The sequence below is a fragment of the Neoroseomonas marina genome, from assembly GCF_012927745.1.
GTDB classification, from domain to species: Bacteria; Pseudomonadota; Alphaproteobacteria; order Acetobacterales; family Acetobacteraceae; genus Neoroseomonas; species Neoroseomonas marina.
Genome location: NZ_JABBKX010000004.1, coordinates 288,842 through 314,066, shown reverse-complemented (window position 1 = coordinate 314,066; position 25,225 = coordinate 288,842). Strand labels below are relative to the sequence as shown.

The window sequence follows — 25,225 nt, the reverse complement described above, 5'->3', positions numbered from 1 at the left end:
CGAGTACCGGCGTCATTCAAACCGGGCGCCTGAAAACTCTTCCCTCGATGCAGGCGAAGTTGTCCTGGAACATCATCCGGCGGTTGACGATGATATCGCACATCGTTGCGGATCGCGTCGTGGCGGGCGTCCGGAGGAAGGCTCTATGCTTCGGCCTCCACGACGGCGCGGTCCGCCGAACAGGGGAGGCATCAGATCGTGACCTTCAGGTTCCTTAACGTCATTGTTCTTGTCGCTGCCGTGGCACTGAGTGCCTGCGCCGGGCCGGGCACCAATCTTCCGCCGCTGCCCGAGACAGCACCCGGACCGTATCGTCTGGCCGCGGAGGATCAGCTCCGCATCACCGTCTTCGAGGACAATCGGCTGTCGGGCGAGGTCCGCGTGGCGGATTCCGGAGCCGTCGCGATTCCGCTGCTCGGCCCGGTGCAGGTCGGCGGCCTCACGGTGTCCGAAGCCGAGGCCCGAATCCGGCGGGAGTTCCAGCGTCGGCAACTGCTCCAGGATCCTGGCGTCGCGGTGCAGGTCATCGCATATCGGCCGATCTTCGTTCTCGGCATGGTCGAGCGCGGCGGGCAGTTCCCGTACCAGCCCGGCATGACGGTCCTCTCCGCCGTGGCCCTGGCCGGCGGGTTCAACTATCGCGCCGTGCAGGATCGCGTGTCGGTCACGCGTGTCGATACGGAAGGACGCAGTCGCGAGTTCCGTGCGGACCGGGCGTCCCAGTTGCAGCCGGGCGACGTCGTCACCGTGTTCGAACGCTTCTTCTGAACGGGCGTGGACAACCGCTGCACGAGGGCGATCGCAAGCCGGTCGCCCTGGTGCAGTGAAGAGTTTTTGCCGAGCCGCTTTGAATCCCGGGCACCTGCCGCCGCAGCATCGGCTTCATGGACGGCATGCACACCACCGCCTCTTCGGCGGACCTCGAGCGGGCGCGTATCGCCATCGCGACACCCGGTCTCGTCGATACCTTTCCCGGCATCGCACCAGCGCAGCGATCCGAGATCGCGAAGCGGGCCATGGACATCACGCTGACCATCCTGATCCTGGTGCCGCTGGCGCCGGTGATGGCGGTCGTCGCGTTGCTGATCCGCCTCTGCAGCGGCCGCCAGATCCTGGTGCGCCACATGCGCATCGGGCGGGGCGGCGTGGCCTTCGAATGCCTGAAGTTCCGGACCATGGTCCACGACGCGGAAGGCGTTCTGCAGGATCACCTGGCGCGCGATCCGGTGGCGCGAGCGGAGTGGCAGGCGCGCCGGAAGCTGAGCCGGGATCCGCGCGTGACGGTGATCGGCAACATCATGCGGCGAACCTCCCTCGATGAGTTGCCCCAACTCATCAACGTTCTGCGCGGGGAGATGAGCCTCGTCGGGCCGCGGCCCGTAGTTCGCGCGGAGCTGGACGAGCACTATGTCGGTGAGGCCGGCATCCTGTACTGCCGCGTGCGCCCCGGCGTGACGGGGCTTTGGCAGGTCAGCGGGCGGAGCGGCGTGACCTATCGCGAGCGCGTGCGGCTCGACACGACGTATGTGCGGGAGGGCTCGCTGTTGCTGGACCTGAGGATCCTCGCGAGGACGCCTTGGGCCGTGCTGCGGGCGCACGGGGCCTGCTGACCGTCAGGCGGGGACCAGGAGGCCCTCGCGCTCCAGCACCGAGGCGGTCGCGGCCATGGTCGCAAAGGGCATGTCGGCGCGCTCGGCGATGTCGAGCAGGCTCCGCGTGCCGTCCGACTGGTTGAGCAGCCAGAGCATCGCCAGGTTGCGCTTCGCGGCATCCGCGTCACCGCCCAGCGCGCCATAGAGGCCGCGGCGCCCGAGTTGCGGTTCGCAGAAGGGCGCCGTGTTGCGCAGCTGGCGATCCTGTTCGATCACCTCGATCGCGGTCTCGATCAGCCCCAGTGCGCCGGCGAGTTGCTGCGGCTGCACGAAGTCCAGGTTGTCGGCCGAGGTATGGTACTCGGGGAACTCGCCGAAGGGGCTGCGCTGCAGCAGGCCCACCGGCAGATCGAAGCCGGGCGAGCAATACTGCCGTTCATCGTAGCCATATGGCGAGAAGTCGCGCAGCGACGCCTCGGGCGCCTGATGCCGCAGCACATGGGCCATGATGCGATCGATCGGCGCCGTGCCGCGCTGGCTGCGCTTGTAGGTTGGCGCCCCGGCGTCGCCTACGCCCGCCACAATCAGGCCATGCCGGATGCGCCGGACCTGCGCCTGGTTGCGGGCGAGCCAGGTGATGGCGCCGATGGTGCCCGGGGCGAAGACGAAGCGGTAGGTGAAGCGTCTGCGACGATGGGCCATGCGGGCGCCCAGCATCGCCAGCACCGCCATCCCCGAGCAGTTGTCATTGGCAAGCGAGGGATGGCAGGCATGGGCGGAGAGGAGCACCTCGTCCTCGGTCTCGCCACGCAGCACGCATTCGCCATAGGTCAGGCTGCCGTCCACATGCTCGGCGTCGATGCGCACACGATAGGTGCTGTCCGGGAGCGCCTCGAGCGCCCGGTGCGCCATGCAGAAGCCCCACCGTTCGTCATAGTAGGCGGTCCGATACGGGATGAGATCGGGCTGCGCGGGCAGGGTGTGGATGTGGCGCCGCAGCTCCCTCAGCGGGAGGACCGCGTCGACGCCGACGCTGTAGTTGACGACGTGCAGGTTGTGCGCGCGAAAGTCGACGACGCGGGTACCGTCCGCGGCCTCGATGAAGGCATCCCGGATGCGCCATTCCCGCGGCACGGTCCAGTCGAACACCTTGGTGCCGGTCGGCACTTCGTGCAGCACCAGAGGCAGGTGACGGCCAAGGATCGCAAGGCTCCGCCGGATGCCGTCACCCGTGATGCTGCGGCAGATCGGGTAGAGTTCCGCGACCAGCGCGTGCAGAGCCGCGCCGATGTCGTCCGCCGGCCGCGGCTCCTCCCGAATGGCGGCGCCCATGGGTGCGCCTAGGCGGCCTTCGCGGCGGGCGCCGCGGCGCGCCGGCGCAGATCCGGCGCGAGGACGCCTTCGGCCATCAGCATGCGGATATGCCCGATGCGCTGGTAGCGGGGCCCTTCGAAGGATTCGAGATCGAGATCCGAGGCGCGATAGGCGGCGTAGAGCTGCTCCGCGCCCCGCCGCACGTCCCACTGCGGTCGAAAGGCGGGCAGACGCTGCGCGATCTTGGAGAAGTCGACGCGGTAGGATCGCAGATCGGGGCCGGCATCGGCCGCGATCTCAAGCTCGCAGCCCGGCACGACATCGGCGACGACCTGCGCGATATCCCGTATCCGGTAGTTGTGTGCCGTCTGGCCCACGTTGAAGGCTTCGTTGAACACCGCCTCCTCCGGCGCTTCCAGCGCGGCGATGAAGGCTCGGGAAATGTCCTCGATGTGCACGATCGGCCGCCAGGGCGAGCCATCGGACTTCAGCATGATTCGACCAGTGGTCACCGCCCAGGCAACGAGGTTGTTGAGAACGATGTCGAAGCGGATGCGCGGCGAAAGACCGTAGGCGGTCGCCGGGCGCAGATAGGTGGGGCAGAAGCCATCGCCGGCGAGCGCCGCAATGCCCTGTTCCGCGAGCACCTTGGAACGTCCATAGGCCGTGACCGGATTCAGCGCGCCGGTCTCATCGAGCATGCCCTCGCCGGCCTTGCCGTAGTTCGAGCAGGACGAGGCAAGCAGGAAGCGCTTGACGCCAGCATGCTTCGCGAGCTCGGCGAGACGCACGCTGGCACGATGGTTGATCGCGTAGGTGCAGTCCTCGTCCAGGTTCCCGAGCGGATCGTTCGACAATGCGGCGAGGTGAATGATCGCATCGAAGCCGCTGAGCGCATCCGCCTCGATGTCGCGGACATCCTTCCTGATGCAGGGAAGGTCCGCGATGCGGCCGCCTTCGGCGAAGGTGCAGCGCGCATAGAGCTCGCTGTCGAGCCCCGTGACGTCATGTCCGGCCGCCGCCAGCATCGGCGCCATCACGGTGCCGATGTACCCGAGATGACCGGTGAGCAGGACCTTCATGACGATACTCCAAGGCTCGAGATGCCGCAGAGTGCCGCCCGCGACGGTACGCGGAGAACGAAGTGTGACGACAAAGTTCTACATGGATCACAGTGTGTGAACTGCGCGCGGTGCGGCTTCCGGCAGAAGAATTCGCACCTCATGGTTGAACTCGGTGGCCAATTCCCGGATCCCGGTTACGAATTACGCCTGTCCTGCGCCATGCCACCGGTGGACGCAGGCTATGGATGCAGCGACGAGCCGCTATTCAACTATCGGGCAATGACGGACGTCAGTGCTGCGATGCCGATTGGCGCAGATGTTTCGCGCCATGATTACGCAACTCCGGCAGACAGTCGCAGGGACCACGGGCAGCGCCACGATGCGCGGCCAGGCCCTCACGGGCGTGCAGCGCCATCCACATTCGGCTGCGGCAGCACCGTGCCCGGATGAACGCGATGCGCGCTTCCGCAGTTTTCGCGAAGGTGCCTTCGTCGCGAACTTCCTTCGCCAGTCCGCGATGGAGCGCTTCTGGCTTTCCGATCTCCGGCGCTTCTATCTGTTCCTCTATCTGATCCGTGAATCCGCCTGGATGCGCGGCATGCCCGGGCGCTTCCCGTTCGCCCTGGTGGCGATGCGGACCCAGTTGTCGCTCGCCCGCCTGTCGCAGTTGCTCGAGATGGCCCACGCAACCGGCGACTTCCGGCGCCAGCGGGATCCGCGGGATGCGCGGCAGTACATCTTTGAACCGAGCGAGAAGGCGACCGCACTCTTTGAACGTCTGGTCGACGACTTCCATGCCGATGCCCCTGCGCTGCTGCAGCGCGGCCCGGTGCGGCTGGCCGCGAACGGCCGCGAGCGGCGGGCCCAACAGGCGCTGTTCATCGATGCGGTGCTGCGTTTCCTGGGTGGGCTCGACCTGGGCGACCGCGGTGTCGGCAGTCTGAGCTTCATGCTGGCGATGCTGGATCTGCACCTGCACAGCCCCCTCGCGACGACCGACCTGATCCGTCGGGAAGCCGATCGTCTGCACGTGACGTGCGTCACCATCCGCAACCTCCTGCGACGCGCCGAGGAACGCGCGTGGCTGCATCGGGATCGGCGGATGCTGTCGTTGAGTGAGCAAGGTCAGCGCCGCATTCGTCTCGGGATGGAGACCTTCGAGGCTCTCGTCGCCGAGGTGCTGCCGGTCGACACCAAGGCGGGGCAGGTGATCCCCTCCCGTCTCGTGCGCCGGCGCTTCGGCATGATGGATCGCACATCCGGCTGGTCGGCCGAGAGGAGGCAGTGATGCTGATGAAGCATCGTGGCTTCGCAACGTCCGAACGCCTTCGCAGCGCGGCGCATCGCCTCATCCCGGGCGGTTGCCACACCTATGCCAAGGGCGACGACCAGTACCCCGTTCTGTCGCCCGGCTTCATCGCCCGAGGGTCCGGATGCCACGTCTGGGACGTGGACGGCAACGAGTACATCGAGTTCGGCATGGGCAACCGGGCCGTCGGACTCGGGCATGCCTGGCCGGAGGTGGTCGCGGCGGCCCGCGAATGCATGACGCACGGCACCAACTTCACCCGGCCCGCGGCGATCGAGGTGGAGTGCGCCGAGCAGTTCCTGGACCTGATCGACGGCGCGGAGATGGTGAAGTTCTGCAAGGACGGATCCGATGCGACCTCCGGCGCGATACGCCTCGCCCGGGCCTGGACGGGGAGGGACCTGGTCGCGATCTGCAGCGATCATCCCTTCTTCTCCACGGATGACTGGTTCATCGGCACGACGCCGCTCGACGCCGGGATCCCCGAAGCCGTGAAGCGGCTGACGCTCGCCTTCCGCTACAACGATATCGACAGTGTGCGTCGTCTGTTCGCGGAGCACCCGCGGCAGATCGCCGCGCTGATCCTCGAGCCTTCACGCGGGGACGATCCGGCGGACGGATTCCTGCACGACCTGCGTCGCCTCTGCACCGAGAACGGCACGCTGCTGGTACTCGACGAGATGATCACCGGCTTCCGCTGGCATCTGAATGGCGCGCAGCGGCTGTACGGTGTGGAACCGGATCTCAGCACCTTCGGCAAGGCGCTCGCCAACGGATTCTCGCTGTCTGCCCTGGCCGGCAAGCGGGAGATCATGAGCCTCGGCGGCCTGGAGCAACCCGATCGCCCGCGGGTCTTCCTGCTCTCGACGACGCATGGCGCCGAGACGCACGCCATGGCGGCGGCGATCGCGAACATGCAGGTCTATCGGCGCGAACCGGTGATCGAGCACCTCCATCGCCAGGGCGCGTCGCTTCGCGCGCAGGCCGAACAGGCTATTCGCCGGCACCAGCTGCAGGACCATGTGCGGATCGTCGGGCGGAGCTGCTGCCTCGCCTATGCGGCGCTCGATGCGGAGGGGAGACCCTCTCAGGCCTTCCGGTCGCTGCTGCTGCAGGAAACCATTCGGCGCGGCGTGCTGATGCCTTCGCTCGTCGTCAGCTACGCGCATCAGGACGAGGACATCGCGCGTACCGTGGATGCCCTGGACGGCGCTCTCGTGACCTATGCGCGCGCCCTGCAGGACGGCGTCGGTCGCTACCTGGTCGGGCGGCCGTCCCAGGTCGTGTACCGGCGTTTCAATGTCCCGGACACCGCGGCGTACACTGCATGAGCGGCTCAGCGGTCGGGCGTCGGACGGCGATCGGTGCGGCGGCCGCGGCAGCCTTCGGCACGGTCGGCCGCGCGCAGACGGCCCATGAGCCTCCGGTTTTTCCGATCCGCATGGCGCAGGGCGGCCGACACTTCGAGGACAGTGCAGGTCGGCCCTTCCTGCTGCATGGCGACACCGCCTGGTCGCTGATCGCGCAGCTCAATCCCGAGGACGCGGAACTGTATCTCCGTGACCGGCGCTCGCGCGGGTTCAACGCCTTGTTGGTCAATCTGATCGAGCACCGCTACGCGTCGCGGGCGCCGGCCAATATCCGGGGCGATGCCCCCTTCCTGCGGGCCGACGATTTCACCGCCCCGAATGAGCGCTACTTCGCCTATGCGGACCAGATCCTCCGACGCGCGCGCGACCTCGGCTTCCTCGTTCTATTGGCGCCCGCCTATATCGGGGGCGGCGGCGGCGAGGACGGTTGGTACCAGCCGATGCGCGCCGCCGGGAACGCAGCGCTGCGTCGCTATGGCGCCTATGTCGGCCGCCGCTACAGCGGCTTCGACAACATCCTCTGGGTGCATGCGGGGGACTACGACCCACCGGACCGCAGCGTGGTGACTGCCGTGGCCGAGGAGATCGCCGCCGCGAACCCCGGCGTGCTGCACACGGCGCATTGCGCCCCGGAGACGGCGCCCGCCGACCTCTTCGCCGGGGCGGCGTGGCTGAACGTCAACAACGTCTATACCTATCGACCGGTCGACCCGATGGCGCGCCGCCAGGCCCAGCGGTCGGGACGCATGCCCTTCATCATGATCGAGTCCGCCTATGAGAACGAGCATGGCGCCTCGGAGCGGCGGATCCGATCACAGGCCTATCAGGCCCTGCTGAACGGCGCCTGCGGCCACGTCTTCGGCAACAGCCCGATCTGGCACTACGGCACCTCGCCGATCCATCCGCGCCCGATGCGCTGGCAGGCTGCACTCGGCAGCCACGGCGCGCAGAGCATGACGCTGCTTCGGCGCATCATGGAGGATCTGCCCTGGGCCACCCTGCAGCCCGACACGGAGGAACGGTTCCTCATCGGGCCGCGGGGGGAGGGGCATGAGCGCAGTGTCGCGGCGGTCGCCGGCGATGGATCCTGCGCAATCGCCTATGTCGCCGGAGGACACTCGGTCACGGTCGACCTCGCCCCGCTGCGCGCCGGCGAGGTCGCAGTCCGCTGGATCGACCCGGCCGGCGGCGCGGTTCTGATCGCGCCGGAAGTCGAACCGGCCCGTGGCCGCCGCTGGCGGCTGACTTCACCCGGGGCCAACGCGAACGGCTTCGCGGATTGGGTGCTGGAGGTGCGCGTCCGTGGCAGCTGAAGCCCTTCCGCGCCGACGCCCGCGCGTCGCCCTGTTCGGCCAGTTCGGCATGGGCAACATCGGCAATGATGCATCGCTCGAAGCGATGGTCCTGACCCTTCGTCACGTCGCACCGAATGCCGAGTTGGCGGTCGTCTGCAGCCGGCCCGACATCGTGACCGAGCGCTTCGGCCTGCCGGCGATCGCCTGGCGTTGGCCAGCACCCGCGCAAGGCGCGGCCCGCCGTCTCAATGCCGCATTCCTGCGGGCACCGCACAAGGCCGTCAGCCTGTATCGCGCGGCGCGCGTCCTGCGCGACTTCGATATGCTCCTGGTCCCCGGCACGGGCATGCTCGACGACTTCGGCGAACGGGCCGGCGGCGTTCCCTACACCGTCATGCAATGGACGCTCGCGGCTCGTCTTGTCGGCTGCCGCGTGGCGATGGCGAGCATCGGCGCGGGCCCGATCCACGGGCGGCTCAGCCGGGCCTTCATGATGTCGGCCGCACGCCTCTGCCATTACCTGTCGTTCCGCGACGCGCCGTCGCGCGACTTCGTCGTGCGGCATGCGCGGATCGATGCGCGAAGCGAGATCTATCCGGACCTGGCATTCGCCCTGCCGGTCCCCCCGGCGGCGACGGGCCGTCGCGTCGACCTTGCACTGGGCGTGATGCGATACCGCGGCTGGAGCAATGCGAGCGGCGGCATCTACCAGATCTACATCGACAGGCTGGCACAGTTCGCGACCGAGTTCCTCGCCTCCGGCCGGAGCATTCGCCTGGTGATCGGGGAAACGGCGGACGAGGAAGCCGTCATGCTGCTGCGGGCGGCCGTTGCGGCGCGTTCGGGCGACGCCTTGGCGGGCCGTCTGCTCTACGAGCCCGTGCGGGACATCGTTGCCGTGATGCAGCAGATGGCGAGCGCCGACCTGGCGGTTGCCACGCGCTTCCACAATGTCGTTGCGGCCCTGATGGTGGCCACGCCCGTCATTTCGCTCAGCTATGGGAGCAAGAACGATGTGCTGCTCGCCGATATGGGGCTCGGGGCCTTCACGGCCCATGTCGAGACCTTCGATCCCGTCTGGCTGAACGAGCGCGTCAACGCACTTTCCGGCCGGCGCGACCGGATCTCCGCAGGTCTCGGGGTCCGCCTGGCCGCATATCGCGCGGCGCTTGCCCGCCAGGGGCACGAACTCGCCCGCCTGCTGGACGCAACGGGGCAGGGAGCGCCGGGAACGGGCGCGATCCTGAACCAGGAGGCCCACCAATGAGCCGAATCGACGTCGCCATCCCCTCGTTCAACTACGCGCGCTACCTCCCGGCCTGCATCGAGAGCGTGCTGTCGCAGGGTGTCGACGACATCCGGGTCCATGTCATCGACAACGCCTCCACCGACGACAGCGTCGCGGTGGCTCGGCAGATCGCCGCGCGTGACGCCCGCGTCTCGATCCTGGCCCGCCCGGCCAATCTCGGACCGCACGCCTCCTTCAACACCGGCGTGGACTGGGCAACCGGGCCCTACATGATGATCCTGTGCGCCGACGACCTTCTCGCGCCGGGCGCGCTCCGGCGGGCCGCCGATATGCTCGATCGCAATCCCGGCGCTGCCTTCGCCTATGGCGGCGAGGTCGAATGGCATGCGCAGGACGCGGAACCGCCGCGACTTCCGGCGCAGGACCATCTCGGCTGGAACAGCGTCGACGGAACCGCCTATCTCCGGCGCCGCTGCCTCGATCCGATGGCCAACCACAGCACGGGCATGGTCCTGGTGCGCACTGCGATCCAGAAGCGCGCAGGCCACTATCGGGAGACGCTCCGCTACTACGACGACCATGAGATGATGCTGCGGCTCGCCAATCTCGGCGATGTCGTCTGGACCGATGCCGTGCTGGGCATCCGCCGCATCCACGGCTGCAACATGTCGAATCTCTACAATGGCTCGCGCCGGGAGGATCTCGAGCATCGGCTCGAAGCGTTCCGCAGCTTCCTCGCGATCGACGCACGACGGCGACCGGATGCGGCGGAACTGCGGGTCCTGTCCGACCGCAACTTCGCCGCCACGGCCCTGCTGTGGGCGGGCGCGGCGGCCATCGGCGGATGTCGACGGGAATGTCTCGACCTGCTCTCCTTCGCGGCGTCGGTCGATCCCTCGGTCTTCTGGCGCCCTCCGCTGGGGCGGGCATTCCGCCGGGGCGGGCGCATCGACAGGCTGTTGGGCCAATGGCGGCAAGGCCGCCCGGCAACGGCCAACGGTCGCCCCATGACGCGGGATGCGATTTCCTGATGCGGATCGTTCACGACCGGATCGGGGCCTAGCCGTGGCTGTCAGGCGAGCCCTCGCATTGTCCGCGGTCGATCGCTATGCGGCGATGATGATCTCGCTCGCCGTCTTCGCGGCGACCGGGCGCATCCTGGGCCCGGCGGAGGTCGGCATGGCCGTCCTCGGCCTGACGGCGTACGCGCTGATCGAGGTCATCAGGGACGTGCCGACGGCCTATCTCGTCCAACAGCCGGAGACCAGCGCACCCGCGGTGCGGTCCGCCTTCACGGTGATGGCGAGCATCTCCGTCCTGGCTGCCCTGATGTTGTTCCTGGCGGCACCCGGCCTGGCGCATGTCATCGGCAACGACGACATGTATCCGTTCTTCCGGATCATCGCCGTGGCCCTCTTGCTCGGGCCCTTCGAGCGGCCGCTCGTCGCCCTGATGCGACGTGACCTGGCCTTCGACAAGGTGGCGCTGGTGAACATCGCCAGCGGCGGCTGCAACGCGATCGTCGTCGTCGGCTTGGCGCTGGCAGGGTTCGAGGAGGTCTCCTTCGCCTGGGCACTGCTCGCCGGCAATCTCGCGGCCGTGGCCGTGGCATGGGCCCTGAGCCCCTACCGGCGCCTTCTCGGAATCGCGATCAGCGAATGGCGGAAGGTGCTGCTGATCGGGGGCAGTTCCGGGCTCTGGGGCCTGATCTGGCGCTACACGGATTCCCTTCCGCAGATCGCCTTCGGGGCGCTGAGCCAACCGGCAGCGGCGGGTACCTACAGCCGGGCCCAAACCATCGTCGAACTGCCCGGCAAGCTGCTGTTCGTCGTGGTGAGCCAGGTCGCGCTCCCCGCACTCGCCGCGCAACGCCGGGATGGTCGGGAACTCAAGGGGGCCGTCCTCGACTCCCTCGCAGTGATCAGCGCCCTGCAGTGGCCCGCCTTTCTGCTCGTCGCCTGCCTGGCGCATCCGCTGATCCTGCTGCTGCTCGGTCCTCGCTGGCTCGACGTGGTGCCGCTGGTGCAGGTCCTCGCCATTGCGCGCCTGTTCGCGCCGCTCGAACTCATGGTCTACCCGTTGCTGCTGGCCGCGCGACAGACCGGACGGCTCCTGCTCTCCGCCGCCATCCCGGCCTGCGTCTATACGCCGGTGATCTTCGTCCTCGCTTCGTATGGCGGCTTTGCGACGGCCTGCGCGTATCTTGTGCTGATCCCGGTCAACACGCTGGTCGGATACCTCATGATCCGGCGGGAGCTCGGCGTGCGGGCGACCGAGGTCCTCGGTGCCTTGTCGCCCAGCGTTCTCGTGACGGCGGGAAGCGCCATCGGCCCCTTGGCAATCCTCGCGGCCCATGGGTTCCGCTTCGATCTGCCGATCGGGACCGCCTGCGCCGTGACCGTGACCGCGGCGATCGGCTGGGCCGCCGCCATCGTCGCTTCGGGGCACAGGCTTTCCCCGGAACTGCGCCACATCGCCCTTCTGGCGTGGCGCTGGGCCTCTCCGCGCCTGAGGGTTGGATCGTGAATCAGATCTCGCATCGTCATCTCGCGCCCGTAAGCCACGGGGGCGGCCTCGTGGCCGACATGTCGCTGGCGCTGCTCAACCGGACCGGTGCGTACCATGTCTGCCGCGAGATCACCGAGACCTGCGGCGACCTGCTGTCCGGGACGATCCACTGGCGGCTGAGGGGCGCCCTGCCGGACGGCCGGAACATCCGCCGGATCCTCGCGCGGCTCATGCTCGCGGAAATCGCTCACCCGGCGCTGCGTTCGCTGTTGCCGGAACGGCGACGGGCGGGCGAACGCTTCCTCTTCATGGACCCCCTCTACGTCATGGGGGTGATGCCGCGCCGGGACGACATCGTCCTGTGCCACGACATGGGTCCGGTAACGCACCCCGACCTGTTCGGCCCGGACACGGAGGCGACCTATCGCGAGGCCTACGACCTGATCCATCGGGGACGGCCCGGGATGGTCTTCGTCAGCGAAGCCTCGCGGGATGCCTTCGTCGGGATCCATGGCAGCGACTTCCGCTTCCTCGAGGTGATCCCGCTCTTCGTCCGCGCCATGACGTCGGCTGATGAGGGCGTACCTCCCGCCGGGGTGTCCGGGCCGTTCCTGCTCACGGTCGGGGCCCTGGAACGGCGCAAGAACTACCTTCGCACGCTGGAAGCCTTCGAGCGCAGCGGCCTGGCCGAACAGGGGTGGAAGTACGTCTTCTGCGGCCCACGGGGCAATGCGGCGGACGAGATCACGGCGCGGGCGCGTCGTACCGCAGGCGTGGTCCAGCTCGGCTATGTCAGCGATGCGGAATTGCAGTGGCTGTACCGCAACGCGGGCGGCTTCGTTCTCGTCAGCCTGCTGGAAGGCTTCGGCATTCCCGCGCTGGAGGCCGCGCAGCGCGGCCTGGTCTCCCTCGTCGGGGACGGTGGGGCCCAGCGCGAGGCGGTGGGCGAGGGCGCCCTGCACGTGGATCCGCTGTCGGTCGAGGCCATCACGGATGCCCTGCGTCGCCTCGCGACGCTGCCGGAGGCCGAACGCGTCCGGCGCGTCGCCCTGGCCCGGGATCACGCGGCTCGTCTGTCGAGGGACGCCTTCGCGGCCGCCTGGCGCCGTCTGCTGCTGCGGGATGGGGCGCCGGCGCTCACGCGCTGAAGGCGGGCCAGGCCCGGTCCTTCTCCGAGATCACTGACACCGGCCGCGGCCAGACGATGCCGAAGGCCGGGTCGTCGTGACGGACGCCCGCGGACACCTGCGGTTCGTGAAAGGCCGAGATGAGGTAGAAGACCTCGGTGTCGGCCTCTAGCGTCTGAAACCCGTGGGCGACGCCTTTCGGGACATAGAGCGACCGGCGGTTATCGGCCGTCAGGTCGAAGGCCTGCCATCGGCCGCGGGTCGGTGAGTCGGCACGCAGATCGAGCAGCACGTCATGGATCGCGCCCTTGCGGCAGGTGACGACCTTCACCTCGCCATGGGGTTCCCGCTGGAAGTGCATGCCCCGCAGCGTGCCGGATGCCCGGTTGTAGGACAGGCTGTGCTGGACGAACTGCGTCTCCAGGTCATGCGACGCGAATTCGCGGGTGCAGAACGTCCGCGCGAAGAAGCCGCGGTCGTCGCTGATCGGCTCCGGCTCGATCACGAAGACTCCCGCGATGCCGGCCGGAGTGAAGCGCATGCCCAAGGCCTCCAGGTGTGGGTGCGGAGACTAGGGCGGTTGCGGGCACGTTCACCGCGGACGACAGAAAAGTTTTCGACGGGGCCCGCAGCGTCACGGGAGCGCAACGGGACAATCTGTTTCGGGCCCGCATCCCGCGGGCGGGGGGAAGGGCATCATGGCCAGCGTCCACGTCGATCCCGCGATGACGGATGCCGAGCGGCGGGAAGCACTCTACGCCGGCGACATCATCATCCTCTCGCCCACGCCGGCGAGCGCCGAGATGACCCGCCTCGCGCAGCAGATGCTCGCCGAGGTCTTCGCCCCGCATGATCCGCGCACCATACACCGCCACCTTTCGGCCGAGGACGTCGCCGCGGTCCTTGCGAAGGTGAAGCCGCGCTTCATCCACCATCCGGACTGCAAGCGCCTGATCCCGGCGATCATGGCCGAGCATGGCGTCGATCTCGACAGCCTCTATTTCGATGTCCCGCGTCTGCGCTCGGCCTACCCGTCGGACTTCCTGTCGTCCGGCATTGCCTATGCGTTCCACCCGCATCGCGACACCTGGTACTCCGCGCCGATGTGCCAGCTGAACTGGTGGATGCCGGTCTTCCCGATCGAAGCCGGCAACGCGATGGCCTTCTATCCGCAGTACTTCGACAGGCCGGTTGCGAACAATTCCGAGATCTACAACTACTACGACTGGAACACCCGCAACCGCGCATCCGCCGCGCTGCATGTGAAGTCGGACACGCGGGAGCAGCCGAAGCCGCAACAGGCACTCGAAGGCCCGCGCCTTTGCTACCTGCCGCCCCCCGGCGGGATCATCCTCTTCGCGGGCGCCCAACTGCACGAGACCGTCCCCAACGCCACCGGTGTCGCGCGCTACAGCATCGACTTCCGCACCATCGACATCGGGGACGCCGCGATGAACCGGGGCGCCCCCAACGTCGATTCCCGCTGCACGGGGACGACGATGCGTGACTACCTCCGCGCCTCGGATCTCAGCCCGGTGCCGGAGGATGTGATCCTTCTGCACGACGACGACACGGCGGGCCGCGGCGACGTGCTGCGGTATCGCCCGGCGCTCGTTGCGGAAGCCGCCGTGTCGTGATCCGGATGCCGGAAAAGACGGAGAAGTTTTGGCCGTACGAGCGGGCATGCTCGGTCGTTTTCCGATCAGATCATCGTGACGCCGGACGCGCCGGCCGAGTCACCGAGGCCCCCGCATGAACATCGAAGCCCGCCGCTTCACCATCGACGATGGCAGCCGCACCACGGGCAGCTGCCGCCTGTGCAACATGCCGATCCGGCGCACCATGGTCGACCTCGGCATGTCGCCGCTCTGCGAGAGCTTCCGGCGGCCGGAGGAGCGAGACGGCATGGAGCCGTTCTTCCCGCTCCATGCCCTGGTCTGCGAGCACTGCCTGCTGGTGCAGCTCAAGGAATACGTGACGCCGGACCACATCTTCACCGAATACGCCTACTTCTCCTCCTACTCGACGAGCTGGGTGGCCCACGCCAAGGCGTATTGCCACGGCATCGCGCAGCGCCTTGGCCTCGACGCGAACAGCCTGGTCGTCGAGCTCGCGAGCAATGACGGCTACCTGCTGCAGCATTTCCTGCCGATGGGCATCCCCGTGCTCGGCGTCGAGCCCGCGGCCAATGTCGCGGCAGTGGCGAAGGGGAAGGGGATCCCGACCCTGGTCGAATTCTTCGGCGTCGCGCTCGCCGAGCGCATGGTCGCCGAGGGGCAGGCCGCCGACCTCATCGCCGGCAACAACGTGCTGGCGCAGGTGCCCGACCTGAACGACTTCGTCGGCGGCATCCGCATCCTGCTGAAGCCCGAGGGCGTTTGCACGCTCGAGTTCCCGCATCTCGAGCGGCTGATCGCGGAGAACCAGTTCGACACGATCTACCACGAGCACTTCTCCTACTTCTCCTTCCACACCATCCTGCGCATGGCGGAGAAGCACCGGCTCAAGGTGATCGACGTGGAGGAGCTGCGGACGCATGGCGGCTCACTGCGCGTCCATCTGGCGCGGATCGAATCCACGCGGCCGATCGCCCCGTCCGTTCCCGCCCTGCAGGCGCGCGAGGAAGCCGCCGGCGTGCGCGACATGCGCACGTATGACGCCTTCGCCGCGAAGGTGAAGCGCACCAAGCGGCGCCTGCTCTCCGTCCTCATCGGGGCGAAGGACGAAGGCCTGAAGATCTGCGGCTACGGCGCGCCGGGCAAGGGCAACACGCTGCTCAACTACTGCGGTATCGGCACCGACTTCCTGGACTTCACCGTCGACCGCAATCCCTACAAGCACGGGCTCTTCACCCCCGGGATGCACATCCCGATCCACCCCGTCGAGGCGATCGACGAGGCGAAGCCCGACTATGTCCTGATCCTGCCCTGGAACCTGAAGGACGAGATCGTCCAGCAGATGCGCCACATCGGCGACTGGGGCGGCAAGTTCATCGTTCCCATTCCCGAAGCGACCATCATTGACCCGAAGGAGATGCCGACATGAAGGTCGTTCTCTTCTGCGGTGGCCTCGGCACGCGTATCCGCGAGTACTCCGAGAACATCCCCAAGCCGATGATCCCGATCGGCCAGCAGCCGATCATGTGGCACGTGATGCAGTACTACAGCCATCACGGCCACAAGGATTTCGTGCTCTGCCTGGGCTACAAGGCGAACGTGGTGAAGGACTTCTTCGTCAGCCACCGCCATGAGGCCTTCGGCGACTGCGTCGTCACCGCCGGCGGCACCCAGGTCGAGATGCTCGGCGAGAAGCGCCAGGACTGGCGCGTCACGATGATCGACACCGGCATCTGGCGGAACATCGGCGAACGGCTCTGGGCCGTGCGCGACCAGGTCAAGGACGAGGAGATGTTCCTCGCCAACTACAGCGACGGGCTGACCGACCTCGACCTGACCGAGGTGATTCGCCAGTTCAAGGCCAGCGACAAGGTCGGCTGCTTCGTCGCCGTGCGTCCGCCGCTGACCTACCACCTCGCGGACATCGCCCCCGACGGGAAGGTGCAGGCCTTCCGCAGTTCCGACCGGTCGGACATCTGGATCAACGGCGGCTACTTCATCTTCCGCCCGCAGATCTTCGACTACATGCGCGAGGGGGACGAGCTCGTCCTGGAGCCCTTCGACCGCCTGATCCGGGACGGCAAGCTGATGGCCTGGAAGCATGAGGGCTTCTGGCGGTCCATGGACACGCTGCGCGACCGCCAGGTCCTCGAGGATATGGTCGAGCGTGGGGAGATGCCGTGGCTGCCCGGCGACCATGCCGGCAAGCGCCGCCCGCGCCTCGTCGCGGCGGAATGAAAGGGCTGAGCCTTGCGACACCGGGGGAGAGGCTGAACGTCCTCTGCCTTGGCGCCCATTCCGACGACATCGAGATCGGCGCCGGCGGCGCCCTGCTCGAATGGATCGCGCGCGGGGTGAAGGTCGAAGCGACCTGGTGCGTCCTCAGCGCGCCCGGCCAGCGGGGCGAGGAAGCCGAGACTTCTGCGCGTTCCTTCCTCCAGGGCGCGGCCAGCGCGCGGATCGAGCTCCAGCAGTTTCGCGACGGCTACTTCCCGGTCGAGCGCGCGCCGATCAAGGAGTGGATGCAGGACCTCGCGCGCCGCTTCACGCCCGACGTGGTCCTGACCCACAAATCCGACGACGCCCACCAGGACCACCGCCTGGTCTCGGAGCTCACCTGGAATGCCTTCCGCGACCATGTCGTGCTGGAATACGAGATCCCGAAATGGGACGGGGACCTCGGGCGGCCGAACGTCTATGTCCCGCTTGCCGCGGCGACGCTGGCGAAGAAGCTTGAGCTGCTGGAACTGCATTTCGCGACCCAGCACGGCAAGGACTGGTTCGACCCCGAGACCTTCCAGGGCCTCGCCCGCCTGCGGGGCATGGAATGCCGCGCGCCGGAGCGCTACGCGGAAGGCTTCGTGGCGCGCAAGATCCTGCTCGCCTGATCACGATCCGTCCGGATGATGAAGGCCATCGCCACGCGGCGATGGCGTGACGCGGCGGCGATCACGATACTCCTGCCCGACGCAGGAGATCCCCGATGAGCACCCTCGACGAAGCCGACCCGACCTGCCCCGCGCCCCCGCCGGGCCTCGAGCACGTCATCATTCCCCGCGCCCACGACGTCGGCGGCTTCGAGGTGCGCCGCGCCCTGCCGGCGAAGGAACGCCAGATGGTCGGCCCCTTCATCTTCTTCGACCAGATGGGCCCGGGCGAGTTCCTCACCGGCAAGGGCCTCGACGTGCGTCCGCATCCGCATATCGGCCTGTCGACCGTCACCTACCTGTTCGAGGGCGAGATCTTCCACCGCGACAGCCTGGGCAGCGCGCAGCCGATCCGCCCCGGAGAGCTGAACTGGATGACCGCCGGCAGCGGTATCGTCCATTCCGAGCGCACCGATCCCGCCCAGCGTGACCGCACGCGACGCATGTTCGGCATCCAGTCCTGGGTGGCCCTGCCCAAGAACGCGGAGGGCACCACGCCCGGCTTCGTCCATCATGGGGCAGGGGACCTGCCGCTGGTCGACGACGAGGGCGTGCGCATGCGCCTGATCGCCGGAGAGGGATGGGGGTTGCGGTCTCCGGTCGCCGTCTCCTCGCCGCTCTTCTATGCCGACGCCGTCCTGGCGCCCGGCGCCCGGTTGCCGCTCCCCGACCAGCATGAGGAACGCGGGGCCTATGTCGTCCAGGGCAGCGTCGAGGTCGCCGGAACGCGCTTCGAGGCCGGGCGGATGCTCGTCTTCCGGCCAGGTGACGCGCTCGCCCTGACCGCGGGACCGGATGGGGCGCGGCTGCTGATGCTCGGCGGCGCGACCATGGACGGGCCGCGCTACCTCTTCTGGAACTTCGTCGCCTCCTCACGCGAACGGCTCGAGCAGGCCAAGGAAGACTGGAAGGCCGGGCGCTTCGCCAAGGTGCCGGGGGACGAGAAGGAGTTCATCCCGCTTCCGGAAGGGCGGGTGACGGTGCGGGCGGAAGCGCGGCCGGCTTGATCATGGAGGGGCGCCGCCCCCTGAGTCCTCCTTTTCCGAACCTGCGGACAGAGTGTTGAGGACGCCGCCGACGGTGGTGTCCTCCTGGGTCAGATTAACGCCGCCGGCGCGGAGCAGCTCGACGAGCTGACCCACCAGTTCGATCTCGGGTGGGTCGTCCGGCCCTTGTCCGGGGCTGACGATGACCTTGTCGATGAGGGCGCGGGCGGCCTCCAACACCTCTGGGTCCTCTCGTCCTTCGATCGCGGTCCGCAGCACGGCGACCCGATCGGCGTAGACCTCGGCGAGATTGGGAAGCAACGCGGGTGCCGGGGCCGGCTGGTCCTTCACCGCCGCCAGCAACTGCCCGCGACGGGACTCCAGTTCCTCCAGCTTCCGCTGCACGCCGGGCGCCCGCACGCCCTCGGCGATGGCCTCGACGAGGTTGTCCAGCTTCCTCTGGATCCCTTGCAATTCGAGCCTGTGCGCCGCGGTCGCGGCCGCGGCCTCCGCCTGTGCCCCGTTCCACGCCTCGACGAACGCCCGGCAGAACGCGGCGACGAGGTCGGGGCGCATCAGCCGGGAGCCCAGCGCCTCCATGATCATCGCCTCGAGCTTTGGTCGCCGGACCCGGCGGGTGTTCGAGCAGCCCTTGCCGCGCCGGGCGCGCTGGCAGCCGAGGTAGTCCCTCCCCAGGGCGGCGAACGTGCCCCCGCAGGTGCCGCACACCACCTTGCCGGTCACCAGGTGCTTCGGGCGCCGGCGTTCCCAGAACGCGGGAACGGCCCGGCCATTTTCCGGGGCGACCTCCTGGGAGAGACGCGCTTGGGCACGCTCCCAGAGCGTGTCGTCGACGATGCGCAGCTCGGGCACCTCCGCCTCGACCACCTCCTCGGGAGGACGCTTGCGGCGGACATGGCGCCCGGTCAGCGGATCGCGCGGCTGGTGGCTGCGGTTCCAGCGCAGCCGGCCGGCATAGATCGGGTTGCGCAGGATGCCGTCGCCCCGCTGGGCGCGGCCGCGGATGCCGGTGTCGTACCAGGGCGTTCCCGCCGGGCCGGGGATGCCCTCGGCATTCAGCGCCGCCGCGATGGTGCGGGGGCTGTGGCCGGCGACGTAGTCGCCAAAGATGCGGCGGACCACGGCAGCCTCGGCCGGGTCGATCTCCCGGAGGCCTCGCACCGGCTCGCCCTGCTCGTCGAACCGGCGGACCTTGCGATAGCCGTAGGGCGGGGCGCCGAACGCGAAACCCTTGCGGACCCTGCCCACCTGCCCGCGATGGGTCTTGGCGGCGAGGTCCTTGAGGTAGAGGGCGCCCATGGTGCCCTTGAGACCGACATGGAGCTCGGAGATCTCGCCCTCGGCGAGGGTGACGATGCGCACCTGGCAGAACGTTGCCTGCTTGTGGAACGCGGCGACATGCTCGAGGTCGCGGGAGAACCGGTCGAGGCTTTCGGCGAGGACGATGTCGACCTTGCCGGTGCGGATGGCCTCCAGCAGGCCCTGGTAGCCCGGCCGCAGGAGAGTGGCCCCGGAGATCGCGGCATCGGAGAACTGGCCGACGATGGACCAGCCCTCGCGTGCGGCACGCTCGTGGCAGATCCGGAACTGGTCCTCGATGGAGGCGGCGCTCTGCAGGTCGCTCGAGAACCGCGCGTAGATCAGGCAGCGCATGGTCATGGCGCCTTCCGGCGGGATTGCCGGGTCGCGCCCTTCGCGCGGCCCCGCCAACCATAGTGCGAGGCGGCAAGCGACCAGGTCTCCTTACGCAGGCCAGCGATGCGGACGCCATGGCGGCGCAGCGCCTCGGTGCCGCGGGACTTCAGGTAGTGGTCGATGGAGACCTGCGGGTCGTGCCCGAGGGCAGCCCCGGCGTCGAGCGCCAGTTCCGGGGAGATCATGGAGGCCGTGGTGCGCAGGCACTTGCGAAACCAGTGCGGCCCCTCCTCGCGCCCGAACCAGGCCTTGGTCCGCCGGCGGACGACCTTGCCGAGATCAAGCGCCGACAACGCGCTGCCCCTGGTGCCGATCCAAACGGCGGCGCTGAACGCGCTGCCCGGGAGGCTGGGACGGACGTTCGAAAGATAGCGGTCGAACACGGGAACCAGCTCGGGATGCATGTCGTAGCTCATGAACACCTTGGTCTTGGTGTCCTTCTCGCCGAAGTGCAGACGGTATCCAGCCTCGGTCCGGACGATGTTCTCGCCGATCTCCATGGCGCCGACGGAGCGGATGCGAGGGCCGTGGGCGGCGAGCAGCCCGAGCAGCGCGGCATCGCGCACTGCAACCCGACCCTTGGCGTAGCCCTGTCCCTCGCAGCCTGCCCGGAACAGATCGAGGGCGCGGGCCAGGAGTTCGCGAGAGTCGCGTACCTCGCACCAGCGCGGCTTGGGCTTCAGCAGGCGGCGCAGGGAGCGCCCGCCGGGTTGGAGGATGAACCCGACATCGGCAGCGGGATCGATCAGGGCGAGGCAGCGCTGTAGGTCGCGCAGGCGGCCGTGGACGGTGGTGCCGCGATTGCCGCGCCCCCGCTGGTCGGCGATCCAGCCGTCGAGCCGGGGCCGGCTCGCACGGGCAGCCGGCGAGGCCAGCGGATCGAGCTCGCCGCGGCGCCGGAGGTAGTGGAGCCACACGCCATAGGCCTCGCGGATCTTGCGCCGGGCGAAGTCACCGAGTTCGAGAGAGGCGCCATTCTCGTCGAACGGGCTGTCAGCGGCAGAGAACGCGCCTTCCCATGCCGCGCGGTCCTCCGCGGGCCAGTCCGCCAGCCCGAGGGACCAGACCCGCGCCCGCGTCACTGGCGGCGCCCCCGCTTGCGGCCGGCCACACCCGGCGGCAGCGGCACCAGTGGCGGCATCACGCCGCGGTTGCGCTTGGCGAATGCCGCATCGGCGATGAGCCGTGTGCGCCGGCGCTCCGTCGTGAGGACCTCGGTGAGACGGGCGATCGCCCCCTTCGGCGCCCAGGAGGCGTAGAATCGCATCGAGGTATCGAAGGTCGTGTGGCCGAGGACGAGGCGCAGATCCTCGATCGCATGCGGATTGGCGCCGAGGATGAACGCGCCGGCGAGCGCCCGGAACTGGTGCGTCGACATCCTGACGCCGACGCTGCGATGTATGGCCAGGCTGATCGCATTGCCGAGGCCCCCCTTGTGGCGCGGCTGGTCGAGATGCGCCTTGGAGGGGAACAGCCAGTCGCTCCCTGCATTCGGCAGCAGGGGGCGGTAGTGGCGGATGAACGCCTCGAGCACCGCGGACGTGTCGGCATCGAGCGCCCATTCGATCGGGACATCGTTCTTGACCGCCTCGGCGGCGATGCGGACGTGGGTGTAGCCGCGGCTCCGGCTGTCGAGCTTCACGAGGTCATGCCCGAGCCGGAGGTGGGAGAGGTTCTCGATCCGGATCGGGCAGTGCAACTCGATCTCGATGGCGACGGCCAGCGCGGCCGTGCGCGCCGCCTCGAGCAAATGCGGCGTGTGCTCACGGCCCCGCTCGTCGATCCAACCGGTGCGCTGACGCTCCGCGATCATCATGAGGTGACGCGGCAGGTGCAGGATCGCGGCGCGGCGCGTCGGGTCCTCCAGTTCCGCGAGCAACCGCATGTTGCGCTCGGTCATGCGGGCCTGGCGCTTGGGTTTGGCCTGGCGGAGGAGGTTCAGTGCCTTCCGGAGCGCATGACCTTCCAGCCTCGCGTGGTGCTTCGCCACGACGCGCAGGGTGTCGGAGATGATCCCGAGTTGGGCCCCCTTGCGCTTGCCGGCGCGCAGGAAGTGCCAGTTCAGGATGCGCTTCAGGTTCCCGACCTCGACCACCATGGCAAGGTCCAGGATGCCCTCGGGCGGCGTGCCGCTGTGGACGAGGGCCGCAAGGGCCAGGCGCAGGGAGTCCATGCGGGTGCGGACGCTCGCCGGCCGCAAGGGCTCGTCCGGCCCGTCCCGATCCTCCTCGAACGGGGCCTCGCCACTATTGCGGGTCAGGCGCGCCTCGAATGCGGCGATGTCGGCCTGGAGCGATGCGGGATACGCCTCGAACGCGAGCGAGTACTGGCGCGGCTCCGCGGCCGGGGCTGTCAGACGGGTCGCCGGCCACCCGGGCACCGTCTCCGCGGCGTGGTTCCAGCCCTTGGCGACGCGGCGGACCGCCTCGCGCGCCGACCCGCGCACATCGGCCGACTGCAGGTGCGCGAGGTAGTCGGCGAAGACCGCATCATCCACAGCCATGGGGTCGAGCCCCCGGTCGGAGCAGAACCCGACGAAGGCCTTGAGGCGCAGCCAGGCGATCTTGTCGGTCAGCGCGGCGACCAGCGGCGCCCAGGCCGGCAGCAGTTCGCCGCCCGCCCGGCGGCGCTCGGCCAGCAGGTCGAGGCGCCGCAGGACGTAGCGGAGGTGCCCACGATAGGCCGTGAAGCTCGAATCCCCGAGCCGGACGGCGGCGGGCGTCGTGCGAGCCAGGATCTCGCGCACCGAGCGGGCGGTGAACGGGATTTGGGCGAGATCCTTGCTGCTGGCGCGGGCGAGCAGCCCGACGGCAGTCTTTAGGTCGCGACGCCGGGCCGGCCCGAGGTCGGTCCACCCGTCGATGATGCCGGGGATGGCGGGCCGTTCGGCACCCTTGCGGCGGACCGCCCTAAGGCCGGCGACCGCGAGGGCGGTCAGGCCATTCGGACCCGTCGAGGCGACAGCGGTAGCGGGCACCATGCGCCCGGGGGTCATCATGTTCATGGAGAGCCTCCGTTGTTGAGGGTAGGAAATACCCGGAAATTCTTCAAGACGGTTATTGTGATAACCGCGAACTGTATTGTGGGCCGTTTCTAAGTTTATCGGCATGACTACTGTATTCATGGCGATTTCCGTCGCCCCTGACTGATCAGGCGCGCGACATCCTCGCGGCGGTAGTAGCGGTGGCCACGGACGCGCGTCGCCGGGACGAGGATCTCGTCGCGTTCCCAGTTCCACAGGGTCCGTGGATCGATGCCGAAGGTCGCAGCGACCTCTCGGGCCTTGAGCAGGCCGGCCAACGCGTCGTCGTCGCCGGGCTTGCTCATGCGCCCGTCGCCGACGTGGCAGAGGGATCGTTGGTCCTGCGCGGCTCCACCTTGGCAGCCATGGCCTGAGCAAGGAGGCGTCGAGCCGCGGCCCGGCCGAGCGCTTCGGCCAGCGCCTGGAGCTTCGCATCGGCAGTGGCGTCAGCCCGTCCTGCAGCGGTGACGGGTTCCGAGGCTCGGCGGCGGGGGCGCGGGTCGCTCATGGCGACCGCAGGGACTAGGCACCTCGAAGTCGCGATGCACGAGAGTAGCGCCGCCGAAAATATGCGCCGGCGACGCCGGAATCGCGCAAAGCCACGTCAGGCTTGGCGTTGCGGCGAGGCAGAAACCTCCCGGCGGAGAATCTCAGAAAGGCTCGAGGCTGCCGTTGATATCCACGAGGGAGCCCCGTTCGCGTTCCCCGAGCCGGTCCACGGTCTCTCGCATCACGCGCGCGGCGTTGGCGGGCAGGGTATGGCGGTCGGGCGTCCCGTCCTCGCGCCGGCCTTTGCCGGTATGCATCGTTGTCACGGTGATGCCGGCGCCGGCCAGGTCGTGGGCCCACAGCCGGACCAACGCGGTGACCGCGGCAAAGGCAGGCGCCGTCGTGTATGAGCGGGAGCGCGCACCGTGGCTCACGCTGCCCAGGTGCGAGGCGACCACGACGACCTTTCCGCCGTTCCGCAGCCGCTCCCACAGACCCTGCAGGATCGCGTTAAGGACTGGCGGTACGCGGAGCGCGGCACCCATCGCGTCCGCCAGGCCCGCCTGATCGAACCCGGCGGGCGTGTCGGGGCCGATCGCTCCCCGCTCGCCGGTCAGTCCACCGATCACGATGCGGTCGTACCGTGCCTTGCGGAGGGGAGCGAGATCCTCCGCCGTCGGGATCTCGGTGAGCGACAGCGGGACGACCGTGACGCGGGCGTCGAGATCCTTCGCCACCGCGGCGACCCTGTCCGGCGGCGCAGTGGCGACGACGCGGGCGCCGTCTTCGGCGTGCAGGCGGACGATTTCCCGCAGCACGGGATCGTCGGCGCCGATGACGAGCACGGACCGGAACGGGGCCGGCCTCGGCAAGGCCGCGCGGACCGTCTTGCGGGCCGGACGGTTCTCGGTCTTGAGGAACGCGCCGACAGCCTTGCTGACGGAGCCCTTCGCGAAAGAGCAGGGCTCGCTTGTCAACACGTCCTGGGCGAACGCCAGGAACCCGCCCTTTGACGTCGACTGCGTCGGTACCTCCGAATGGTATCGCCACCAGAGCCGCTCCAACGCCTCGAGGGCGAACGGGAGTGCGGCTGACCGCTTCGGGCGGCCGCGCGGGAGGCTTGGAGTGGCTTGTGCGGAATCCCAAAGGGCCGGAGCCAGCCGGTCGAGCCCACTGACGATGGCTTGAAGCCACTGCAGCCGATGCATGCGGTGCTCGCCGGCGATGGCGGCTTGTGCCTCGTCGACGGCTTCGCCTGGCGCGGGGCGGCCCAGCGCGTCGAGGAGAGTCATCACCTGGACCTTGCGCAGCGCCTCGGCGGCTTGCTCTGACGCTGTCGAACCCCTCTCGAGAATCTTCCTGGCGGCGGATCCCCTGCCACCCAGGCTCTCGCCGGCCGCCATCAGCGCCACGCGACGCGCCAGACCACGAAGGTTCGCCTCGGCGGCCGACGTGCCGAGATGCTTCAGCGCGATGCCCGCGTAGTCAGTGACGGGCGGTTCAGTCTTTTCGTGGCTCGATCGAGAGCTGTTCCGCTTGCGACCGACATCGACGTCACTCGTCATGTTCGACCTCATCCGATTCGCATCACACCACCCTCGCCGTCGTACCCCATGTCCGGCGGTGTATTGATCGATGGTC

The 25,225-nt window shown here is 68.6% G+C and carries 22 protein-coding genes; 14 read left to right on the top strand and 8 right to left on the bottom strand.

Annotation, left to right across the window (positions count from 1 at the left end):
- Window positions 1–198 precede the first annotated feature (198 nt).
- Window positions 199–768 carry a polysaccharide biosynthesis/export family protein gene (locus tag GWK16_RS14655; RefSeq protein ID WP_338144480.1) on the top strand — a complete coding sequence of 190 codons (570 nt, stop codon included), beginning with the start codon at window positions 199–201 and terminating at the stop codon, window positions 766–768.
- Window positions 769–1,016: 248 nt separating this feature from the next.
- Window positions 1,017–1,610 carry a sugar transferase gene (locus GWK16_RS14650; protein WP_248291380.1) on the top strand — a complete coding sequence of 198 codons (594 nt, stop codon included), beginning with the start codon at window positions 1,017–1,019 and terminating at the stop codon, window positions 1,608–1,610.
- A gap of 3 nt (window positions 1,611–1,613) precedes the next feature.
- On the opposite strand, the gene GWK16_RS14645 is transcribed toward GWK16_RS14650, so the two are convergent.
- Window positions 1,614–2,924 (bottom strand): DUF4910 domain-containing protein, encoded by a 1,311-nt coding sequence (locus GWK16_RS14645; protein WP_170054700.1) that lies wholly within the window; start codon window positions 2,922–2,924, stop codon window positions 1,614–1,616.
- Between the two features lie 8 nt (window positions 2,925–2,932).
- Window positions 2,933–3,988, bottom strand: coding sequence for an NAD-dependent epimerase/dehydratase family protein (locus GWK16_RS14640; protein ID WP_170054699.1), 1,056 nt, complete (start codon window positions 3,986–3,988; stop codon window positions 2,933–2,935).
- 310 nt (window positions 3,989–4,298) lie between these two features.
- Here GWK16_RS14640 and GWK16_RS14635 point away from each other — a divergent pair, with 310 nt between their 5' ends.
- The 7 genes from GWK16_RS14635 to GWK16_RS25745 are packed head-to-tail and all read left to right on the top strand — an operon-like array spanning window position 4,299 to window position 12,849.
- Window positions 4,299–5,258: a hypothetical protein gene (locus GWK16_RS14635; RefSeq protein ID WP_170054698.1), complete on the top strand. Its 960-nt coding sequence runs from the start codon at window positions 4,299–4,301 to the stop codon at window positions 5,256–5,258.
- Window positions 5,258–6,610 carry a glutamate-1-semialdehyde 2,1-aminomutase gene (locus GWK16_RS14630; RefSeq protein ID WP_170054697.1) on the top strand — a complete coding sequence of 451 codons (1,353 nt, stop codon included), beginning with the start codon at window positions 5,258–5,260 and terminating at the stop codon, window positions 6,608–6,610. Before GWK16_RS14635 ends, GWK16_RS14630 begins: the two co-directional genes overlap by 1 nt.
- Window positions 6,607–7,962, top strand: coding sequence for an apiosidase-like domain-containing protein (locus GWK16_RS14625; protein ID WP_170054696.1), 1,356 nt, complete (start codon window positions 6,607–6,609; stop codon window positions 7,960–7,962). Before GWK16_RS14630 ends, GWK16_RS14625 begins: the two co-directional genes overlap by 4 nt.
- A gap of 49 nt (window positions 7,963–8,011) precedes the next feature.
- Window positions 8,012–9,211: a polysaccharide pyruvyl transferase family protein gene (locus tag GWK16_RS14620; RefSeq protein ID WP_170054695.1), complete on the top strand. Its 1,200-nt coding sequence runs from the start codon at window positions 8,012–8,014 to the stop codon at window positions 9,209–9,211.
- Window positions 9,208–10,224, top strand: a complete 1,017-nt coding sequence (locus tag GWK16_RS14615; protein ID WP_170054694.1) for a glycosyltransferase family 2 protein — start codon at window positions 9,208–9,210, stop codon at window positions 10,222–10,224. Before GWK16_RS14620 ends, GWK16_RS14615 begins: the two co-directional genes overlap by 4 nt.
- 34 nt (window positions 10,225–10,258) lie before the next feature.
- The gene (locus GWK16_RS14610; protein ID WP_170054693.1) at window positions 10,259–11,719 is read left to right on the top strand and encodes an oligosaccharide flippase family protein; all 1,461 of its coding nucleotides are present in this window, start codon (window positions 10,259–10,261) and stop codon (window positions 11,717–11,719) included.
- Entirely contained in the window at window positions 11,716–12,849 is a 1,134-nt protein-coding gene (locus GWK16_RS25745; protein ID WP_170054692.1) for a glycosyltransferase, read from the top strand. The genes GWK16_RS14610 and GWK16_RS25745 overlap by 4 nt, the downstream gene beginning before the upstream one ends.
- On the opposite strand, the gene GWK16_RS14600 is transcribed toward GWK16_RS25745, so the two are convergent.
- Window positions 12,839–13,369, bottom strand: coding sequence for a dTDP-4-dehydrorhamnose 3,5-epimerase family protein (locus GWK16_RS14600; protein WP_170054691.1), 531 nt, complete (start codon window positions 13,367–13,369; stop codon window positions 12,839–12,841). The genes GWK16_RS25745 and GWK16_RS14600 overlap by 11 nt on opposite strands.
- Window positions 13,370–13,526: 157 nt before the next feature.
- On the opposite strand from GWK16_RS14600, the gene GWK16_RS14595 reads away from it, so the two are divergent.
- From GWK16_RS14595 to GWK16_RS14575, 5 genes are all read left to right on the top strand, one after another.
- The gene (locus tag GWK16_RS14595) at window positions 13,527–14,465 is read left to right on the top strand and encodes a hypothetical protein (RefSeq protein ID WP_170054690.1); all 939 of its coding nucleotides are present in this window, start codon (window positions 13,527–13,529) and stop codon (window positions 14,463–14,465) included.
- Window positions 14,466–14,580: 115 nt separating this feature from the next.
- A complete protein-coding gene (locus GWK16_RS14590; RefSeq protein WP_170054689.1) occupies window positions 14,581–15,873 on the top strand; it encodes a class I SAM-dependent methyltransferase in 1,293 nt (430 codons plus the stop codon).
- Complete coding sequence (locus GWK16_RS14585; protein ID WP_170054688.1) at window positions 15,870–16,682, top strand: sugar phosphate nucleotidyltransferase; 813 nt, start codon at window positions 15,870–15,872, stop codon at window positions 16,680–16,682. The genes GWK16_RS14590 and GWK16_RS14585 overlap by 4 nt, the downstream gene beginning before the upstream one ends.
- A complete protein-coding gene (locus GWK16_RS14580) occupies window positions 16,679–17,332 on the top strand; it encodes a PIG-L deacetylase family protein (protein ID WP_170054687.1) in 654 nt (217 codons plus the stop codon). The genes GWK16_RS14585 and GWK16_RS14580 overlap by 4 nt, the downstream gene beginning before the upstream one ends.
- Window positions 17,333–17,427: 95 nt before the next feature.
- Window positions 17,428–18,378, top strand: coding sequence for a pirin family protein (locus GWK16_RS14575; protein WP_170054686.1), 951 nt, complete (start codon window positions 17,428–17,430; stop codon window positions 18,376–18,378).
- Here GWK16_RS14575 and GWK16_RS14570 read toward each other — a convergent pair whose 3' ends face one another.
- The 5 genes from GWK16_RS14570 to GWK16_RS14550 form a co-directional block, all read right to left on the bottom strand.
- On the bottom strand, window positions 18,379–20,037 hold the full coding sequence (locus GWK16_RS14570; protein WP_170054685.1) for a recombinase family protein: 1,659 nt from the start codon (window positions 20,035–20,037) through the stop codon (window positions 18,379–18,381).
- Window positions 20,034–21,155 (bottom strand): hypothetical protein, encoded by a 1,122-nt coding sequence (locus GWK16_RS14565; protein WP_170054684.1) that lies wholly within the window; start codon window positions 21,153–21,155, stop codon window positions 20,034–20,036. Before GWK16_RS14565 ends, GWK16_RS14570 begins: the two co-directional genes overlap by 4 nt.
- Complete coding sequence (locus GWK16_RS14560) at window positions 21,152–23,197, bottom strand: hypothetical protein (protein WP_170054683.1); 2,046 nt, start codon at window positions 23,195–23,197, stop codon at window positions 21,152–21,154. The genes GWK16_RS14565 and GWK16_RS14560 overlap by 4 nt, the downstream gene beginning before the upstream one ends.
- Window positions 23,194–23,400, bottom strand: a complete 207-nt coding sequence (locus GWK16_RS14555; protein ID WP_170054682.1) for a MerR family transcriptional regulator — start codon at window positions 23,398–23,400, stop codon at window positions 23,194–23,196. The genes GWK16_RS14560 and GWK16_RS14555 overlap by 4 nt, the downstream gene beginning before the upstream one ends.
- Window positions 23,401–23,745: 345 nt before the next feature.
- The gene (locus GWK16_RS14550) at window positions 23,746–25,149 is read right to left on the bottom strand and encodes an SDR family NAD(P)-dependent oxidoreductase (protein ID WP_170054681.1); all 1,404 of its coding nucleotides are present in this window, start codon (window positions 25,147–25,149) and stop codon (window positions 23,746–23,748) included.
- Between the last annotated feature and the right edge of the window lie 76 nt (window positions 25,150–25,225).

What these genes read in the sequence shown, in the direction of transcription:
- GWK16_RS14550 (WP_170054681.1), bottom strand. Translation starts at nt 25,149, where the DNA reads ATGACGAGTGACGTCGATGTCGGTCGCAAGCGGAACAGCTCTCGATCG.
- GWK16_RS14630 (WP_170054697.1), top strand. Translation starts at nt 5,258, where the DNA reads ATGCTGATGAAGCATCGTGGCTTCGCAACGTCCGAACGCCTTCGCAGC.
- GWK16_RS14615 (WP_170054694.1), top strand. Translation starts at nt 9,208, where the DNA reads ATGAGCCGAATCGACGTCGCCATCCCCTCGTTCAACTACGCGCGCTAC.
- GWK16_RS14560 (WP_170054683.1), bottom strand. Translation starts at nt 23,197, where the DNA reads ATGAATACAGTAGTCATGCCGATAAACTTAGAAACGGCCCACAATACA.
- GWK16_RS14595 (WP_170054690.1), top strand. Translation starts at nt 13,527, where the DNA reads ATGGCCAGCGTCCACGTCGATCCCGCGATGACGGATGCCGAGCGGCGG.
- GWK16_RS14575 (WP_170054686.1), top strand. Translation starts at nt 17,428, where the DNA reads ATGAGCACCCTCGACGAAGCCGACCCGACCTGCCCCGCGCCCCCGCCG.
- GWK16_RS14585 (WP_170054688.1), top strand. Translation starts at nt 15,870, where the DNA reads ATGAAGGTCGTTCTCTTCTGCGGTGGCCTCGGCACGCGTATCCGCGAG.
- GWK16_RS14620 (WP_170054695.1), top strand. Translation starts at nt 8,012, where the DNA reads ATGGGCAACATCGGCAATGATGCATCGCTCGAAGCGATGGTCCTGACC.
- GWK16_RS14645 (WP_170054700.1), bottom strand. Translation starts at nt 2,924, where the DNA reads ATGGGCGCCGCCATTCGGGAGGAGCCGCGGCCGGCGGACGACATCGGC.
- GWK16_RS14555 (WP_170054682.1), bottom strand. Translation starts at nt 23,400, where the DNA reads ATGAGCAAGCCCGGCGACGACGACGCGTTGGCCGGCCTGCTCAAGGCC.
- GWK16_RS14570 (WP_170054685.1), bottom strand. Translation starts at nt 20,037, where the DNA reads ATGACCATGCGCTGCCTGATCTACGCGCGGTTCTCGAGCGACCTGCAG.
- GWK16_RS14625 (WP_170054696.1), top strand. Translation starts at nt 6,607, where the DNA reads ATGAGCGGCTCAGCGGTCGGGCGTCGGACGGCGATCGGTGCGGCGGCC.
- GWK16_RS14640 (WP_170054699.1), bottom strand. Translation starts at nt 3,988, where the DNA reads ATGAAGGTCCTGCTCACCGGTCATCTCGGGTACATCGGCACCGTGATG.
- GWK16_RS14635 (WP_170054698.1), top strand. Translation starts at nt 4,299, where the DNA reads ATGATTACGCAACTCCGGCAGACAGTCGCAGGGACCACGGGCAGCGCC.
- GWK16_RS14580 (WP_170054687.1), top strand. Translation starts at nt 16,679, where the DNA reads ATGAAAGGGCTGAGCCTTGCGACACCGGGGGAGAGGCTGAACGTCCTC.
- GWK16_RS14650 (WP_248291380.1), top strand. Translation starts at nt 1,017, where the DNA reads ATGGACATCACGCTGACCATCCTGATCCTGGTGCCGCTGGCGCCGGTG.
- GWK16_RS14600 (WP_170054691.1), bottom strand. Translation starts at nt 13,369, where the DNA reads ATGCGCTTCACTCCGGCCGGCATCGCGGGAGTCTTCGTGATCGAGCCG.
- GWK16_RS14590 (WP_170054689.1), top strand. Translation starts at nt 14,581, where the DNA reads ATGAACATCGAAGCCCGCCGCTTCACCATCGACGATGGCAGCCGCACC.